This window comes from Bacillus sp. JJ1764 (assembly GCF_036962145.1).
GTDB lineage: Bacteria > Bacillota > Bacilli > Bacillales > Cytobacillaceae > Neobacillus.
In genome coordinates, this window is record NZ_JBALNY010000036.1 from 41,993 (window position 1) to 57,989 (window position 15,997).

Below are 15,997 nucleotides of genomic sequence, written 5' to 3' on the forward strand. Positions count from 1 at the left end.
CTCCCCGAAACGCCCACGAACCGCTTGCACCTAGAGCGGAAATCAACAGACAAGTTTAACAAAGCCAATCTAAAAAATTCGTTCATGAAGTGTTACTATTTTTTCCACATTTTGTTCACTGGCAGGCTATATTCTTCATACCGCCAACATATCCATTTCTTATAATTTAATAAAGAAAGATTGTTAAATACATAAGAAAGCAGGGGCTTGTATGAGGCTAAAAAAAATCAAGCTGAAAGTATACGATATGACCTGTAATTCCTGCGAAAACAGGGTAGTTAGAGCAGTTAAGAAATTGAAAGGGGTAACAGATGCACAGGCAAGTTTTACCGGTCAATATGCCGAAGTTACTTTCGATGAGGACCACTGTAGCATTAGCCAAATAAAAGAAGCCATTCACCATGTTGGTTATAGTACTGAAAATGCAAAAGGATATAAATTAATTGGAATCTTCATTATTATTGCTGCCGTTGTTTTACTCGGAATCAATACCGGAAGTTTTAATATGGATGATAGACTCAATAATGCCTCCTACGCTGTATTATTTGTTGTTGGCGTGATTACTTCACTCCATTGTGTCGGGATGTGCGGGGGGATTATGCTTTCACAGACGATAAAAAATGAAAGTCAAAGTAAATGGGAAGCCATAAAGCCTGCCCTTTTATATAATCTTGGCCGTGTTGTGGCCTATACATTAATTGGAGGAATCATCGGTGCAATTGGTTCTGTTTTTGCGATGTCCTTAACAGTGAAAGCAGGACTGCAACTATTTGCAGGAGTATTTATGATTATCATGGGGTTCAACATGGCGGGATTTGGTATTTTCAGAAAGTTGAATCTCAAATTACCTATACCTGTGTCAGTAAGAAAAGTAATGCAAAAACCGAAACCGAGAACACCCTTTTTTGTAGGACTATTAAATGGTTTAATGCCTTGCGGTCCTCTGCAAACCATGCAAATTTACGCTCTAGGAACTGGCAGTGCACTTAGTGGCGCTCTTTCCATGTTTATGTTTGCAATCGGGACTGTACCGCTAATGTTAACCTTTGGTGCTTTAACTGGACTGTTGAGTAAGGGTTATACAAAGAAAATCCTCAAATTCAGCGGAATATTAATTGTTGTGCTTGGGTTGATCATGAGCAATCGTGGTCTTGCTTTAGCAGGAATGAATATTGGCCCTACTACAATGCTGTCCAATGTGGGAGCCTTTGGAAAAAATGGAGCCAATTCAAATAATGCCGTTAAAGCTACCATAAAAGATGGCATACAAGTGGTCAATATGAAAGCAAATGTTTATGGCTATACTCCGAATACTTTGTATGTAAAGAAGGGAATTCCGGTTAAATGGGTGGTGGACGCTGAACAGCTTACTGGCTGTAATAATACAATCGTCGTCCCTGATATGAATATCCAACAAAAACTTCAGGATGGAAAAAACATTATTGAATTTACACCTGGTGATGAAGATATACCATTCAGTTGTTGGATGGGAATGAAGCGGGGCACCATTAAAGTGGTCGATGATTTAAAAAATGTATCTGTTACCAAGAGCGATGCAACCGGAATAGATTCTTCGACGAAATCTACTAGCAGTCAAACTCAAGCACAATCAAAACCCAGTATTTATGGAGATGACCTTAGCAAAGTAGCTACTGATCGATTGATTAAGAAAGTACAAGTAGTAAATAACGAGAAAAATTTTGTTGTTAAGGGAATCGGATATGAATTAGAGCCCATCGTTATGGTCGTAAATAGAGGACTTAAGACAAAAATGTCATTTGATTTAACGCAGTTTGACCAGAATGATGGATATTTTTTAATCATGAATGCTAATACAAAAGAAATGGTCACTGATTTTAGCGGAAAACAAGGAGTAACAAATGTAGAATTTACGATTGATAAGTCAGGTACTTATGGAATTTATCTTAATGAAGAAGATTTAATTGGGTTGATTGTTACTGTGGATGATCTGAATGCAGTTAACCTAGAAGAAATCAGAAGTAAATTTCTTAAGTAATCTATCATAACAGAAAAGAGAGCTTTGATTAGGTTGGGGCCTGTTCAAAGCTCTTTTTTCTATACTCTAGTTTTTTGAAAAAAAATAGTAAACCTTGTACCTTTGCCAATGTCACTTTCAATTTTAGAAATAGCATTATGATGTTCTAAAATATTTTTCACAATGGTTAATCCTATTCCAGTACCCTCAATTTGATTTCTGCTCATATCTCCCCGGTAAAGTCTTTCAAATATATATGGTAAATCTTCCTTCTCAATCCCGATCCCATTATCAATTACCTCAGCCACAATCTCATGATCCGTTTCATATAAGTTAACGAGGATCGTGCCACCCTTTTTAGTGAATTTTAGAGAATTAGAAATTAAATTAATAAATACTTGTTTTAATTGATCCTTATCAGCGAAAACTCGGTATTTATTGTTAGGTTGTATACTATATTGCAATTTAATGTCTTTTTGCTCAGCAACCAAATAAAATTGATTGCATGTATCTGTAATAATCTCATCGAGAAAAGTGATTTCATAATGAAATTTCGCACCTTCAGATTCGAACTCTTTTAATAGATTGAGGTTATTAACTAGTTTACCAAACCGAATCACTTCTTCATTTAAATAAGACAATTTTTCAGTTGTGACAGGAAAAACACCATCGATCATTGCTTCTAGATTATTTTGAAGGACATTTAGCGGAGTCCTTATTTCATGCGAGATATCCGAAACTAACCTTTTCCTAAGCGTATCTTGATATTTTAACTTGGACGCCAAAACATTGATACTATTTCTTAAATCTTCAAGCTCTTTTATGTTACTTTTTTTATGGATCTCTGTATGATAATTCCCACCTGAAAGTCTAACTGACATTTTTGCCACTTCACGAATTGGGATTGAAAATTGTTTGGAAAAATAGAGGCTTAGACATACAATTATGAACAGTGTTATGACCGCACTGACTACAATACTTTTATTAATAGAAGCCTTAAAGTTCTGATCTTCCTCTGTTAAGAGAACCGATGAATACTGCCCAATGCTGACATAACCAACTTTTTTATGATTAACATTAATTTTGAACGTTTTCGTCGTATAGACACCCGTATTTTTCACAGGCATGGATGCATTACTCATTTGTTTCTTAATGTCCTTTGGATTCATTCCCCACACTGGTTTTTTCTCTTGATCCATAAGCGTTAAACAATAATTCCCCATATACGCTTCATGCATTAACTCAATCCCTGTATTCTCTGTCCACTTTCCATCTCTTTTATAGGCGTCTTCAAAATAAGTGACAATCCTTTGATACCGATTATTTTGGATATCTACCATGTATTGATTAAATTTGCTGGTTACAGTGATATTAACGAATAATGTAATAAGAAGAATGGCAGCAAATGTACAAATAAACATTAAAATACTTAGTCGTTTACTGATTGAATGCACTACCCTTCACCACCAAATTTATATCCTGCCTTCAAAACAGTCACAACATATTTTGGATTTTTTGTATCCTCTTCTATTTTTTTTCGGATATTTTTAATGTGGACATCAATGGTTCTATCAAATCCTCCATAATCTTCTCCATATACTTGATGAATGAGTTGATCTCTTGATAACACTTTACCTTTATTCATAGCAAGAACCCTTAATATGTCAAACTCATTGGGTGTGAAAGGAATCTCTTCATGTTTAATCTTTATTGCTCTTTTATCACAATCAATTATTAAATAGCCGTCATCATAAACTACACTTGCTGAGGGAACAAGACCATTTAATCTTCTAAAAAGAGCATTTACTCGTGCCGTTAACTCTCTAGGACTCAATGGCTTCACTAAATATTCATCTGCCCCAAGATTTAAACCCTCAATCTTATCATTTAATGAACCTTTTGCAGTTAGCATAAAAATATGGACATCGGAACTGTTGCGAATAATTTTGCAAACTTCCTCCCCACTAATATCCGGAAGCATCAAATCAAGTATGACTAGGTTAAACTCTACTGATTTAAATAGATCTACCCCAATTAATCCCTTAACAGCACAATAGACTTGATACCCTTCTTTTTCCAGATACCCTTTTATGACCTCAGCAACGCTTTCCTCATCTTCAATTAGTAGAATATTGTTCATACTATTCACCTTAAGAATCTGAATTTTTATAACCCTTACATTCAGTATAAAAGTTGTTTATAGTGAATAAATGTAAAAGGACTGACAATTATGTGTCAGTCCCATTCTTATTACAATTTTCAACAAAATACCAGTAACTTCTTGTTCTCAAAACCTAGTTAAAACTTGCCCATCATATCGTCCATGTTATCCGTGCTCATTTTTTGAAACGTCTTGCTGGGCATTGCTCCATTTGTTCCATGACAAGCTTCATACATATCCTTTAACTCTTTTTCCGTTAAATCAGGATGCATCTTTTCCATGTAGGGTTTCATTTGTCCAAAGTTAAAAGTTCCATTTCCATACCCGTTACTTTGAGCAAAGACCACAGTACCAACTCCCAAAATTAAACTTGCACTTAAAATACCAACTGCTAATTTTTTCAATTTTTTCATCTCCTTTTCTATTTATAATTCAATTTTATTAAAGGATTATGAAGAAAAAATGGAGTTTTATTGTTTTCTAGAAATATACAATAACCTACCAAAAATAAAATATTCTTTATTAAAAAGGGAACTTTAAGACTTTTTCTTAGGATTCTTTTTTGTTTCTCAATATTAACAATTGATCCAGTTTCTTCGATAAACTGTCATTTTCATGAATATTAAAAGAGCACAAAATACACAAGTCATGTAAAAAACTTGGATATTTCGTGCTCTTGAACTTTTTCCTTATATGTTAAACTGACCATTATCTAATGGTATAGCCTCTGAGAAAATATGCTATTAATTAGTCTTTGGTACGAAAGGAATCTAAAAAAGGTAATAAAATCTTATTTTTCACATGCAATATAGTCATGATCACGATCTTTACTTTTATTTGCATCATAAAGTGCTTGAGACACAAAAGGTTTATAATAAGTTTTACCACCTTTGTTTTTTACAGAAGCGCTTCGAGCGACTCCACCCCTATAGACTTTGTTTAATTCCGTACAGTTCTTATAGGTAATAATTTTAGTACTAGCTTCAGCAACATTTGTTGATGAATAAGATACACCTAAAATTAGTCCACTAGCTAGTAAAATCCCACATACTTTTTTCATGATTCTCCTACTTTCCAATAAATATCAGTTAAAATATTAATCTATATAAGGGATATTTTCAACCGAGTTTTTATTACAACATAAATATACTAATGCTAAAAAAGCGTATATTAGATAAAGCAAATGCTGAGAAAAGTAAGTAAATACAGCTAATGGAGCTGAATAAACCACTAATTTGACTCATTTTAGTTTTCTAGGCATCTCTTTAATACTGAGTACTTCTTAAATTACTGAAGAGTGCCCTCCATACTAAAAAGTTAACGGACAGATTATTTTTAAAGTTTTTTTAAATTTTTACTTGATAATTTTTCCATTCTGTTTTAAATTATAAATAGTAATTGATCAATCACTAACTAAAAGAGGGATGAATATCTATTGTTAAAAAAACAGCAAAATGCAGTAAACCGACGTGATGAAATTATTTCAGCTGCTATTGAAGTTTTTGCACAAGAAGGTTATTATCGTGCAACTACAATGAAAGTGGCTGAAAAGGCAAACATTTCTCAACCATATATTTTTCGTTTTTTTTCATCAAAAGAACTTTTACTTGAGGAAGCATTAAAAGTTTCTTGGTCAAGAATTAATGCTTCCTTCTTACAAGTTATTCAATCTGCAACCGCTGAAAATCTTGAAAAGGAACTTATCTCAGCTTACACCGAGATCATGAAGAATAATGAAAATGAAATTTTGCTGCAAATGCAAGCACAAACGATTAGAGAAGAAAATATTATAAAAGTTATGCAAGAAGAGTTCATGGCGATTCAATCTACTGTATTGAATGCCTTTAAATCCAGAGGCTTAGTGAACCCCTCTGAAAAGACATTGTTGTTTTTAGCAAGAGGTATGCTATGTAATATTTCTTTCGCATTGCAACTCCCACAACTAATGAAAATAGACGATTAAGTATCGTCTATTTTTAAAAATAAATAGTTATTGATTAATCACTAACTAAATTAAAGGAGGATTTTTGAATGAAAAAAGTGATTGTTTTAGGTGCAACCGGTGGTACTGGAACCGCAATTGTTGAGGAGTTACTAAACAGGGGGATTCCAACCATAGCGTTTGGACGCTCCCTTACGAAATTGAATCAATTAAAACAAAGATTCGGGAATACAGAGTTATTAAACTTACAAGTAGGAAATGCATTTGATGAAACGAGTATATATGAAGCTTCAAAAGACGTGGATGTAATCTTTCAATGTGTAGCTGTTCCCTATCACGAAATGGAAAAATCACAACTCACTTTAGGTAAGGCTGTCATGACGGCAGCAGATAAACTAGGGAAAAAAATTGTATTTGTAGATGGTATTTATCCTTATGGGAAAGCAACAAAAAAATTTGTAGATGAAGATCACTCCAAAAATCCTCATACAAAAAAGGGGAAAATTAAGCTTGAATTAGAAAGGTTAATTTTAAGCGATCAGTTTAAGAAGGCAAATCCATTAATTGTGAGGTTACCAGATTATTATGGTCCCTCCTCTAACCTCAATTCTTATTTAGGGATGACTCTTTTGGATATTTCAAAAGGAAAAGTATCCTCCTATATTGGCTCCATGAATATTCCAAGGGAATATATTTATTTGCCAGATGCAGCCAAAATGATTGTCGAACTTGCAGGCAACTCTAGTGCTTACAGACAAAATTGGAACATTCCTGGAAACACCATAACAGGTAAAATGTTTGTCCAATTAGCCAAAGCTTCTTCGGGGCAAAATAAATTAGTGATTCCTCTAAAAAAGACAATGATTCGAATGATTGGATGGTTCAGTCCTGTCATGCGTGAAATGGTAGAAATGTCTTATTTAACGGAAACACCTGTTATTTTAGATGGTGGTAAATATAAACAGCAAATAGGTCCAATCATTCAAACCCCCTTTGAAATTGGTATTCCTCGGACTATCCAGGCACTAAAAAAAGGTTGATTTTATTACTTGTGATTGTATTCATTACCAGAATAACATTAAATATTAAATTACAAAATTGCCTACCTCCAAGGTTTATTGGGGGTGGCTTTTTTCAATCCTCTAAATGTCCCTCAGTTCAATGTTTGCATTTGTAATTGCTTTAGTTACTACCTCAATTCTTTCATCAAAATACATTTCTAAATTTAATCTGAATTTCTTATGTTCGCTTCAGTTATCAATAGGGACAGGAGTAGTATTTATTATCTTGGCTTGGATAGGAATTACATTATTTTCACCAACAACTATACGAGACTTAGGAGACATACTTAATCCATACCTTAAAAGTCTTATGTTTGGTCTAATCACCATCGTTTTACTCCCTTTGTTTAGCTTGTTAGAATTCAAGAAGCGTTCTTAACGATTTCCCATCATTCTTGATTTAAGGAATTACTTTGCAAACAGATATGTTCCTTAATATATTAAAAACAAGGATATACGGATGACGAACTAGTTGAGGCACTTTATGTAGAACCTAAGTACTTGATAAACAGGGATTTTTATCATGGACATTATATGGTTAGAATTAAAGATGAACCAGAAATTAATTTATTATTATGGTGTGACAAAAAAGGGGAAAAAGTGAAACAGTTTTGTGAGAGGGACTGGTTTAGGGCAACAACGGGGGAATCCATTGATTATTTTGATAAAAAGTATAAATCAATACACCTTGAAAAGGCTTGTGTGAATTCGTTGGACAATAGAAAGTAGGTAAAGTAATAATGTTTAAAATTTTGAAAAAGTAATGTAGGAAAGAGTCTGATTTCAATAGTTAACCTCTTTCCTATACCCGTAAATCGAATACCATTCATTAATCATTAATAAGTCCCTCACATTACATTGACCAATAGGTTAGGGTATCTAAAAAGCCAAGGATTAGCATAAATATACCCGCGATTCGTTGAACAGTGGTGCCAAATTTTCGGCTTTTTTTCATTAACACGCCACTGCCTCCGAGATACCAGATCATAAGAAGAATTACAAAAAGCGGCAAAGCAGTTCCCAATGCAAAAATGGAAGGGAGAATAAAACCATATGAGTTGGATACTACCACCGGCATTAATGTAACAAAAAACAGAATAAACATGGTGGGACAAAAAGCTAAGGAAAAACTAAATCCAAGCATAAAGGAGCCAAATCGGCTATTACTCTCATACTCTTTCTTTGAATTAAACAGTTTAAATGTTCCTCTTAATTTTATTAACCCCAGCATATAGACTCCCACCATCATTAAGATCGGACCCATAATTTTTCGCATCCAAGGAAAATATAAGGTGAGTCTCTGTTCAATTCCGTTCCCGAGCACCCAAACTAACCCACCTAATAGCGAGAATGCCACTACTTTACCTAAGAGAAAGTGAAATACGTCCTTCCACACAATCTTCCTTTGAAGTGAATGGTTTCCATACAAAGTGATTGCGCTAATATTACCCGTCAATTGACAAGGGGCAAGTGCCCCTACAAGCCCCAATAGTAATGCAAAAACAAGTGGCCAGGATTCTAAACTATTTGCAATCGAAAAAAACGGCTGACTCAGAAAAGTACTTATTTTGCTTAAAACAGTATACATACGATCACCCTAATCGAAGTTGGAATCAACGTTTAGATTTATTCTTGTTTACAAGCTTCCAAACTAAAAAAATCAAAGCAAAACTGAGTGTACAAATAATGAATACCTGAGAAAACCAAAAATACATGTGATGAAACATCATGTCCTTCCCCATCATCATCCCCATAGAAGTTGGCGGAAACCAGGTCATTCTTAATACAAAAATTAATAGTGAGATTCCAAGTACAATTAACAATACGAGAAAAATCATCGGTAATATTTTTTTCATTTCCTCACCTTATTCGACTTTATATCCGATACCCCAGACGGTTTTGATAGGTTGTTGTTCGATACCTGACCATTTCAATTTATCCCGAAGGTTTTTAATATGGGAATCCACTGTGCGATCTTCCCCCATAAACTCAATCCCCCAGATTAACTCAACAAGTTGTTCCCTGGATAACACCTGACCCTTATGTTCAATGAGAATTTTTAATATGTCAAACTCAGTTTGAGTTAAGTTTATTTTCTGGTCTATATACTTAACGTCACGGGATGCTATATTTAATGTGATTCCCCTATATTTTAAGATTTCCAAACCTTCCTCCTTTGATAGGGTCCTGCGCAGCAACGCTTTGACTCTCGCCAATAGTTCCTCACCCTCAAAAGGTTTTACCAAATAATCATCTGCACCTCTGGTTAACCCAGTCACTTTATCTTGTACTGTTCCTTTTGCTGTGAGCATGATGACAGGTATATCGGATATTTCTCTTACTTTTTCAATCGTTTGCCACCCATCCAAAAGAGGCATCATCACATCAAGAATCATTAAATCATAACGGTTATTTTTCACTTTCTCATAAGCTTCCAAGCCGTTTTCTGCTTCATCAATTGAATAGTTATCTTGCTGCAAATAAAGACGGACAAGCTGCCTCATTTCAAATTCATCATCTACCAGCAGAATATTCATTTTAAAGTTTCTCCTATATGATTTATTTTTCAAGAATCAACCTCTTAAGGGAGATTAAGAAAGTGGTACCGTGATTCAAACTACTTTCAACCATGATTTGGCCGCCATGAGCTTCCACAATTTTTTTGACAACATATAATCCCAAACCTGTCCCTCCCGTCATCCTGGTTCGAGACTGATCTACACGATAAAAACTATCCCAAATTTTCGGTAAATCATCCTGGGGAATTCCAATTCCTGTATCCGTTATTTTCACCTTCACAAAATCCTTTGTCTGATAGGAGCTAATCGTAATCCTGCCTTGAATCGAATATTTAATGGCATTTTCAATTAAGTTGTAAAATACTTGTTCCATTCTTTTTGGATCGATCATGACCTTCGGGAGAGTTGTTAGGTTAACTTCCAATTCCAAGCCCTTCTTTGTTAATTCTGGTTTAAAATTTGCCACAACTTTTTCAATTAAAGGGTTTATATTTGTTAACTCTGTGTCCATTTCAAATTTCCCTGCCTGGAATTTACTCATTTCAAATAAATCATTTACTAGAGCAGAAATTCTTACAGCCTCTTTATTAATAATCTTCAAATAATTACCTTGTTCTTCGGGATTTTTCACCAACCCTTTATTTAGGATATCGCTATATCCTTTCATATAGGTTAAAGGGGTGCGAAGCTCATGTGACACAGATGCCAAGAATTCATTCCTGCTATTCTCATAATAGGCAAGTTGTTCGCCCAACGTCTGTATCGACTTTCCCAGTTGAGCAATCTCATCATTTCCAGTCACCAAAATCTTTTGTTGATATTGCCCCATTGACATTTTATTTGTTGCATCTTTCATCATGAGAAGAGGTTGAGTTAGCCTTCTAGATAAGATCCCTATTAATCCTAAAGCCAAAAACACAATCCCAATACTCGCAATCAACATGAAAACACTTAAAACAAGGACAATTTCTCTTAAGATTTTAGAAGGATAATACATATACACATATCCTTCTGTTTTTCCAATGGGAGAAACAGATATCATATAATCGTGATGTTTCCAATCGCTTTCTATTAATAAGCTGTCTTTCACCGTCTTTTGTTTTGGTAATAAATGTTGTTTCATATCTAGATCCAAAGATGTTGAAGAGTCAATAACCCTTTGTGATGGATCAGTAATGACGACTTTTGTCGTTGCCCCTTTTTCCATTCTAATCACATGCATGATTGTTTCTTTATTAAATCTTCCTTCTAGTACCTCAGCGTGATTTTTTCCTCTTACAAGCAAATCCTGTTTAATATAATCTTCGAAAACGTTAAGGAAGACTCCATAAAATATGGAACCCATAATAAGAAGCAATACGACAAAAATTCCGCTGAAAAGCAATCCTAGTTTGGTTGATATTCTTATTTCCATTAATCTTTTCATCTCATTACTCCTTAGTTTTAACACACAGGAATTTCAATCTTCATTATAAGCTAATAATATTGAGAATGTATGGAGAAACCTTGACAGAATTATTTTTCAGCATAACAAAAAGGTTGACAATAAATGCCAACCCTTGTTAAACGTATGTTTATAATTTTACTTTTTGCAGTCGTAAAGCATTTAGAACAACCGAAACCGAACTGAAGGCCATGGCGGCACCAGCTAGCCATGGTGCCAAAAATCCAAGAGCTGCAATCGGGATGCCCAAAGAATTATAGGCTAATGCCCAGAAAAGGTTTTGCTTAATATTGGTAATGGTTTTTTTGCTCATGAAAATGGCATCGGCAATGCTGTTTAAGTCACCGCGAATCAGTGTGATATCAGCTGCTTCCATGGCAACATCTGTTCCTGTTCCTATCGCCATGCCAATATCGGCAATCGCCAGTGCGGGGGCATCATTGATGCCGTCGCCAACCATGGCGACTTTCTTCCCTTGTGACTGCAGGTTCTTAATCTGATCAGCTTTACCCTCAGGTAGAACTTCAGCAATTACATGGTCAATTCCAGCTTGAGAGGCAATAGCTTGAGCTGTTTGGTGGTTGTCACCGGTGATCATGATGACATCAAGCCCCATATTTTTCAGACGCTCAATGGCTGTTTTTGAAGTTTCTTTAATGGTATCTGCCACAGCCACCATTCCAGCATATTTCCCGTCTATTGCCGTTAACATAGCTGTTTTTCCTGTTTTTTCTAGTTCTTCCATTTGCGGTAGGATCCTACTAATGGATATGTTATACTGCTCCATTAACTTTCTCGTTCCAACAAGTAATTGTTTTCCCTCTACAACTGTTTTAATTCCAAAACCCGGGATAGCTTCAAATGCTTCAGGGTCTTTAAGTGAGATTCCTTTATCTTTTATCCCTTGAACGATTGCCTGAGCAATCGGGTGTTCTGATAATTTTTCTCCGGATCCCACCAGCATTAAAAAGTCTGATGTCATAATTGGACTATCTGGAAGTATGTCTGTTAATACAGGTGTACCATTTGTGACTGTACCGGTTTTATCAAGGACAACCGTGGAAATTCGGTGCGTCATTTCTAGGTGTTCTCCGCCTTTAAACAGAATACCGTATTCTGCAGCCCTTCCGGAGCCGGCCATAATCGATGTTGGTGTTGCAAGACCCAATGCACATGGGCAAGCAATTACGAGAACAGCGATTAATTTTTGGAGAGCCTCTGGGAAGTCACCCGGGGCTGCCCATGCGTACCAAATGATAAAGGTGATGACTGCCAGTGAAACGACCACTGGTACAAATATGCCTGAGATTTTATCAGCCAGCCGCTGGATTGGTGCCTTTGAGCCTTGTGCTTCCTCTACGACTTTTATGATTTGAGCTAAAGCTGTATCTCGTCCTACTTTTGTTGCTTGAATCTTTAAGAAACCATTTTTATTAATGGTCGCCCCAATAACAGAGTCTCCAGCTTTTTTATCAACCGGAACACTTTCTCCTGTTAACATTGATTCATCTATTGCCGATTGCCCCTCTAGGATTGCTCCATCTACCGGAATTTTTTCACCGGGTTTTATATAGAGGACATCGCCAACAACTACTTCTTCAATTGGGATTTCCAATTCGACTCCATCACGATTGACAGTTGCCGTTTTAGCTTGAAGTCCCATTAATTTCTTAATCGCCTCGGATGATCTACCTTTCGCTTTTGCTTCAAACAATTTACCAAGCAGGATTAATGTGATCAGGACTGCACTGGTTTCATAATACAGGTCAACCATATGCATGCCATCGCCCATTGACAAAAACGTTTGGTATAAGCTGTAAAAATAGGCTGCTGACGTACCTAGGGAAACAAGTACATCCATATTAGCGCTTTTATTTTTAAGTGCCTTATAAGCACCAATATAAAATTGTCCGCCAATGATAAATTGAACCGGTGTGGCGAGTGCAAACTGAAACCATGGATTCATAAAAACTTTAGGCACCCAGATGAAGGAAGTAAATGAAAAGTGTCCAACCATCGTCCACAATAATGGCAATGACAGAATTGCCGCGAAAATAAACTTCCTTGTTTGCTTTTCAATTTCTCGTTGGCGATAATCGACTGCTTCTTTTGCTTCTTCTTTTATGTGAGCCCCGTAGCCTAGTGCTTCGACCTTTTTCACAATGTCTCTAGGTTGGAGAGCGGCTCCATTAAACTCTACGGTTGCTTTTTCAAGAGCCAGATTAACATTTGCTTTAAATACACCATCAAGTTTATTAAGTCCTTTTTCAATCCGGGCCGAACAGGCAGCACAAGTCATCCCCGTGATGTCAAATTCAGCTTTTTCCGTTACAACATCATAGCCCAAGTCCTTGATTTTGTTTTGGATGTCTTCGACTTTTATTTGATTCGGGTCATATTTTATGGCCGATTTTTCTAAAGCAAGATTGACTGTAGCAGACTCGACACCAGCAAGCTTGTTTAAGCCTTTTTCAATTCTGGAGGCACAGGCGGCACAGGTCATGCCGGAAATTTGCAGGTTTGTCTCTTTTACAGATTGACTCATTGGAAGCCAGCTCCTCAATTTTTGGAGATTATACTATATCATATCCTTGATCATCAATGGTTTCTTTGATGACATCTATTGAAACGACTTCTTTATTATATTCGACATCAACAGTAGCTGCATCTAGATTGACTTTTACAGAGCTGACTCCGGCCAGTTTGCCGACGCTGCCTTCTACTGCTTTTACACAATGATTACAGGACATTCCATTTACATTTAGGGTTACTCTTTCCATTTTCTTCTTCCTTTCTTAATTGAATGTTTTTTATCCTTTCATCTAATTTACAATACCCCCCTACCCTATGTAAAGAGGTGTAACGCCGATTTGAGGAAGTTTCATATATTGTTCAAAATATAAGAGGATGCCCTTTTTGGACACCCCCTACTATCGTGTTATTTGTTTAAGTACATAGAAACAAAGGTCAGGTTCAGACTGTCGTCTTACTAAATCAACCGCACTCCAACCCTTTTGGAAATAATCGGTAAAAACTTGTCTGGTACTCATTCTCCATGATAATGCCAGTTCTGGACGATCTTTCTTCAACTTTTGTATCTCACTCGGTACTGGGACAAAAAGAACCCCCGATTCTGAATCCTTTCCTAAAACCGTCTCTAATGGTAAGGGATAACCATGGGAATCATAGGATACCTTGATGACAAAGGACTCATTCTCCCAAAACTCTCCCATCTCATATTTGTTTCGCTTTCGATCGTCTTCATCCTGGATCCACCAATCCACGATGAATCGGTCTGTTGGCATCCCCCTATTTGACTAAAAACATATATTTAAATAGTATATCATATTTTTTAAATTTTTTAACAATTTACCTCTTTATAAAAAAGGCACCGACCTAAGCCGATGCTCGTTAGATGCGCTTTGCTCCAATATATTTTGGTTTCCAGTAGCTGTTGCTTGTGTAAGTAATCATGACTCCTTTTGAGGATGAAGCCATGATCATTTTTCCCGCTCCCACATAGATCGCAACATGGGATGGCTTGCTTGCCTTCGTTGGTGCAAAGAACATTAAATCACCAGTTTGTAATGATCCGACACGGTAGCCTTTTGTGTAGAACATGTCTGCTGCGGTACGTGGCAGATTGATTCCTTCTTTACCAAAAGAGTATTTTACAAGTCCCGAACAGTCAAATCCGCTTGGTGACATTCCACCCCATTTATATGGAACTCCAATATTGGCTTTTGCTACTGAAATTGCTTTTGTATGATAAGTTGCCGCTTCTACTTTTTCACCCGATGTGGCAAATAATGATGTTGTCAAAGTTGCTGTAATGGCTAATGCTGCGACTAGTTTCTTTAACATATTAGTTATTCCCCCTCTGAGTGATTTGATACTCATACTATACAAGGAAAGGATAACAATGCTGTCACAGCAAGATTACAATTACATTACAATGTTATTCTAATATAATTTTATCCATTAAATCCATTTAGCAAACCAGGCTACATAATAGGCCGCTGGTATGAATAAAAGTTGCGCAACAATCGTGCCTATAAATTTGGAACTAATCATGGTCAGGGAATAACTCTTCAAATAGATATAATCACTCTGTTTCTTCATGACTCGATCCGCCAATACTGAAGCTTTGGGATCTATAAATAATGTTAATAATATAGTCGCAATACCATTTATAATCCCAGAGGACATAAGTGCTGCCTGGGCATATTTTGGTACTAGCAATGAAGCATATATAGATGATAGAACACCAATTGTAAAAACAGCTGATATGATTACATTAATCACAAACAGACGTTTAGGAATTGTTTTTAGGGTAATTCCTTTTAAATATGACAATCGTGGCATTCGGAAACACATGATCACTTTTTTGAAACCCTTAGCATTTATATATTTTGTGAACAGCCCAATAACCGACCCCCGTTGATTGGAAAGCTGAACAATTGCACGGGAAAAGATATTGATGAATGTGGGAAAGAGTAAAATTCCCAACAGAACACCAAGAGATGTGACTCCAATTAAAATTCTGTATTGCTCTTCAATAAAATGTAATTTATGAATGCTTGGTGCCTCAGCAATTAATTTTGCAGTCAAAGGCTGCTGAATCATCGTCGAAAATCTTGAAACAATGACTAGAGTGCTGAACAAAGACAGTGCTGTGGCAATCAATTTCACTCTAGCTCCTGAAATCCTGGTGGAATAGGCTAATGTCTCAATCATGGTGATGATTAATAAAAAAATTGAAATAATGATCACTTTACTTGTAATTAATTCCATAAAAATCCTCGCAGTCGTTATTATCGCTAAATATAAACTCAATTTATTATTTGGATATTCCTTTAAAAAAGCAACCTTTT

The 15,997-nt window shown here is 35.9% G+C and carries 16 protein-coding genes; 3 read left to right on the plus strand and 13 right to left on the minus strand.

The genetic code is table 11. From position 1 onward, the window contains the following. Positions 1-211 precede the first annotated feature (211 nt). Positions 212-2,017 carry an urease accessory protein UreH domain-containing protein gene (locus V7083_RS05705; RefSeq protein ID WP_335476277.1) on the plus strand — a complete coding sequence of 602 codons (1,806 nt, stop codon included), beginning with the start codon at positions 212-214 and terminating at the stop codon, positions 2,015-2,017. A gap of 59 nt (positions 2,018-2,076) precedes the next feature. Here the strand turns inward: V7083_RS05705 and V7083_RS05710 are convergent, their stop codons facing one another. The 4 genes from V7083_RS05710 to V7083_RS05725 form a co-directional block, all read right to left on the minus strand. Next, complete coding sequence (locus V7083_RS05710; protein WP_335476279.1) at positions 2,077-3,450, minus strand: sensor histidine kinase; 1,374 nt, start codon at positions 3,448-3,450, stop codon at positions 2,077-2,079. Next, positions 3,450-4,136, minus strand: coding sequence for a response regulator transcription factor (locus V7083_RS05715; protein WP_335476281.1), 687 nt, complete (start codon positions 4,134-4,136; stop codon positions 3,450-3,452). Before V7083_RS05715 ends, V7083_RS05710 begins: the two co-directional genes overlap by 1 nt. A gap of 158 nt (positions 4,137-4,294) precedes the next feature. Continuing rightward, complete coding sequence (locus V7083_RS05720) at positions 4,295-4,561, minus strand: hypothetical protein (protein ID WP_438823699.1); 267 nt, start codon at positions 4,559-4,561, stop codon at positions 4,295-4,297. 386 nt (positions 4,562-4,947) lie between these two features. Beyond that, positions 4,948-5,217 (minus strand): excalibur calcium-binding domain-containing protein, encoded by a 270-nt coding sequence (locus V7083_RS05725; RefSeq protein ID WP_335476285.1) that lies wholly within the window; start codon positions 5,215-5,217, stop codon positions 4,948-4,950. Positions 5,218-5,592: 375 nt separating this feature from the next. Between V7083_RS05725 and V7083_RS05730 the strand changes: the two genes are divergently transcribed. Together V7083_RS05730 and V7083_RS05735 are read left to right on the plus strand one after the other, a co-directional pair. Further along, positions 5,593-6,120, plus strand: a complete 528-nt coding sequence (locus V7083_RS05730; RefSeq protein ID WP_335476287.1) for a TetR/AcrR family transcriptional regulator — start codon at positions 5,593-5,595, stop codon at positions 6,118-6,120. 68 nt (positions 6,121-6,188) lie between these two features. Beyond that, the gene (locus V7083_RS05735; RefSeq protein ID WP_335476289.1) at positions 6,189-7,139 is read left to right on the plus strand and encodes an NAD-dependent epimerase/dehydratase family protein; all 951 of its coding nucleotides are present in this window, start codon (positions 6,189-6,191) and stop codon (positions 7,137-7,139) included. A gap of 874 nt (positions 7,140-8,013) precedes the next feature. Here the strand turns inward: V7083_RS05735 and V7083_RS05740 are convergent. The 9 genes from V7083_RS05740 to V7083_RS05780 form a co-directional block, all read right to left on the minus strand. Next, entirely contained in the window at positions 8,014-8,748 is a 735-nt protein-coding gene (locus V7083_RS05740) for an urease accessory protein UreH domain-containing protein (protein ID WP_335476291.1), read from the minus strand. Between the two features lie 25 nt (positions 8,749-8,773). Then, positions 8,774-9,016, minus strand: coding sequence for a hypothetical protein (locus V7083_RS05745; protein ID WP_335476293.1), 243 nt, complete (start codon positions 9,014-9,016; stop codon positions 8,774-8,776). A gap of 9 nt (positions 9,017-9,025) precedes the next feature. Next, a complete protein-coding gene (locus V7083_RS05750) occupies positions 9,026-9,697 on the minus strand; it encodes a response regulator transcription factor (RefSeq protein WP_335476295.1) in 672 nt (223 codons plus the stop codon). A gap of 22 nt (positions 9,698-9,719) precedes the next feature. Continuing rightward, positions 9,720-11,105, minus strand: coding sequence for a sensor histidine kinase (locus tag V7083_RS05755; RefSeq protein WP_335476297.1), 1,386 nt, complete (start codon positions 11,103-11,105; stop codon positions 9,720-9,722). A gap of 148 nt (positions 11,106-11,253) precedes the next feature. Further along, entirely contained in the window at positions 11,254-13,668 is a 2,415-nt protein-coding gene (locus tag V7083_RS05760; RefSeq protein ID WP_335476299.1) for a heavy metal translocating P-type ATPase, read from the minus strand. 28 nt (positions 13,669-13,696) lie between these two features. Next, positions 13,697-13,903: a copper chaperone CopZ gene (copZ, locus tag V7083_RS05765; protein WP_335476300.1), complete on the minus strand. Its 207-nt coding sequence runs from the start codon at positions 13,901-13,903 to the stop codon at positions 13,697-13,699. A 150-nt stretch (positions 13,904-14,053) separates the two neighbouring features. After that, entirely contained in the window at positions 14,054-14,428 is a 375-nt protein-coding gene (locus tag V7083_RS05770) for a hypothetical protein (RefSeq protein WP_335476302.1), read from the minus strand. Positions 14,429-14,534: 106 nt separating this feature from the next. Continuing rightward, positions 14,535-14,987, minus strand: a complete 453-nt coding sequence (locus V7083_RS05775; protein WP_335476304.1) for a C40 family peptidase — start codon at positions 14,985-14,987, stop codon at positions 14,535-14,537. A 117-nt stretch (positions 14,988-15,104) separates the two neighbouring features. After that, positions 15,105-15,917, minus strand: coding sequence for a lipid II flippase Amj family protein (locus V7083_RS05780; protein ID WP_335476350.1), 813 nt, complete (start codon positions 15,915-15,917; stop codon positions 15,105-15,107). Positions 15,918-15,997: the final 80 nt, after the last annotated feature.

Coding starts and splice junctions, on each gene's coding strand:
- V7083_RS05715 (WP_335476281.1), bottom strand. CDS start 4,136: ATGAACAATATTCTACTAATTGAAGATGAGGAAAGCGTTGCTGAGGTC.
- copZ (WP_335476300.1), bottom strand. CDS start 13,903: ATGGAAAGAGTAACCCTAAATGTAAATGGAATGTCCTGTAATCATTGT.
- V7083_RS05725 (WP_335476285.1), bottom strand. CDS start 5,217: ATGAAAAAAGTATGTGGGATTTTACTAGCTAGTGGACTAATTTTAGGT.
- V7083_RS05745 (WP_335476293.1), bottom strand. CDS start 9,016: ATGAAAAAAATATTACCGATGATTTTTCTCGTATTGTTAATTGTACTT.
- V7083_RS05740 (WP_335476291.1), bottom strand. CDS start 8,748: ATGTATACTGTTTTAAGCAAAATAAGTACTTTTCTGAGTCAGCCGTTT.
- V7083_RS05750 (WP_335476295.1), bottom strand. CDS start 9,697: ATGAATATTCTGCTGGTAGATGATGAATTTGAAATGAGGCAGCTTGTC.
- V7083_RS05705 (WP_335476277.1), top strand. CDS start 212: ATGAGGCTAAAAAAAATCAAGCTGAAAGTATACGATATGACCTGTAAT.
- V7083_RS05755 (WP_335476297.1), bottom strand. CDS start 11,105: ATGAAAAGATTAATGGAAATAAGAATATCAACCAAACTAGGATTGCTT.
- V7083_RS05760 (WP_335476299.1), bottom strand. CDS start 13,668: ATGAGTCAATCTGTAAAAGAGACAAACCTGCAAATTTCCGGCATGACC.
- V7083_RS05775 (WP_335476304.1), bottom strand. CDS start 14,987: ATGTTAAAGAAACTAGTCGCAGCATTAGCCATTACAGCAACTTTGACA.
- V7083_RS05780 (WP_335476350.1), bottom strand. CDS start 15,917: ATGGAATTAATTACAAGTAAAGTGATCATTATTTCAATTTTTTTATTA.
- V7083_RS05735 (WP_335476289.1), top strand. CDS start 6,189: ATGAAAAAAGTGATTGTTTTAGGTGCAACCGGTGGTACTGGAACCGCA.
- V7083_RS05770 (WP_335476302.1), bottom strand. CDS start 14,428: ATGCCAACAGACCGATTCATCGTGGATTGGTGGATCCAGGATGAAGAC.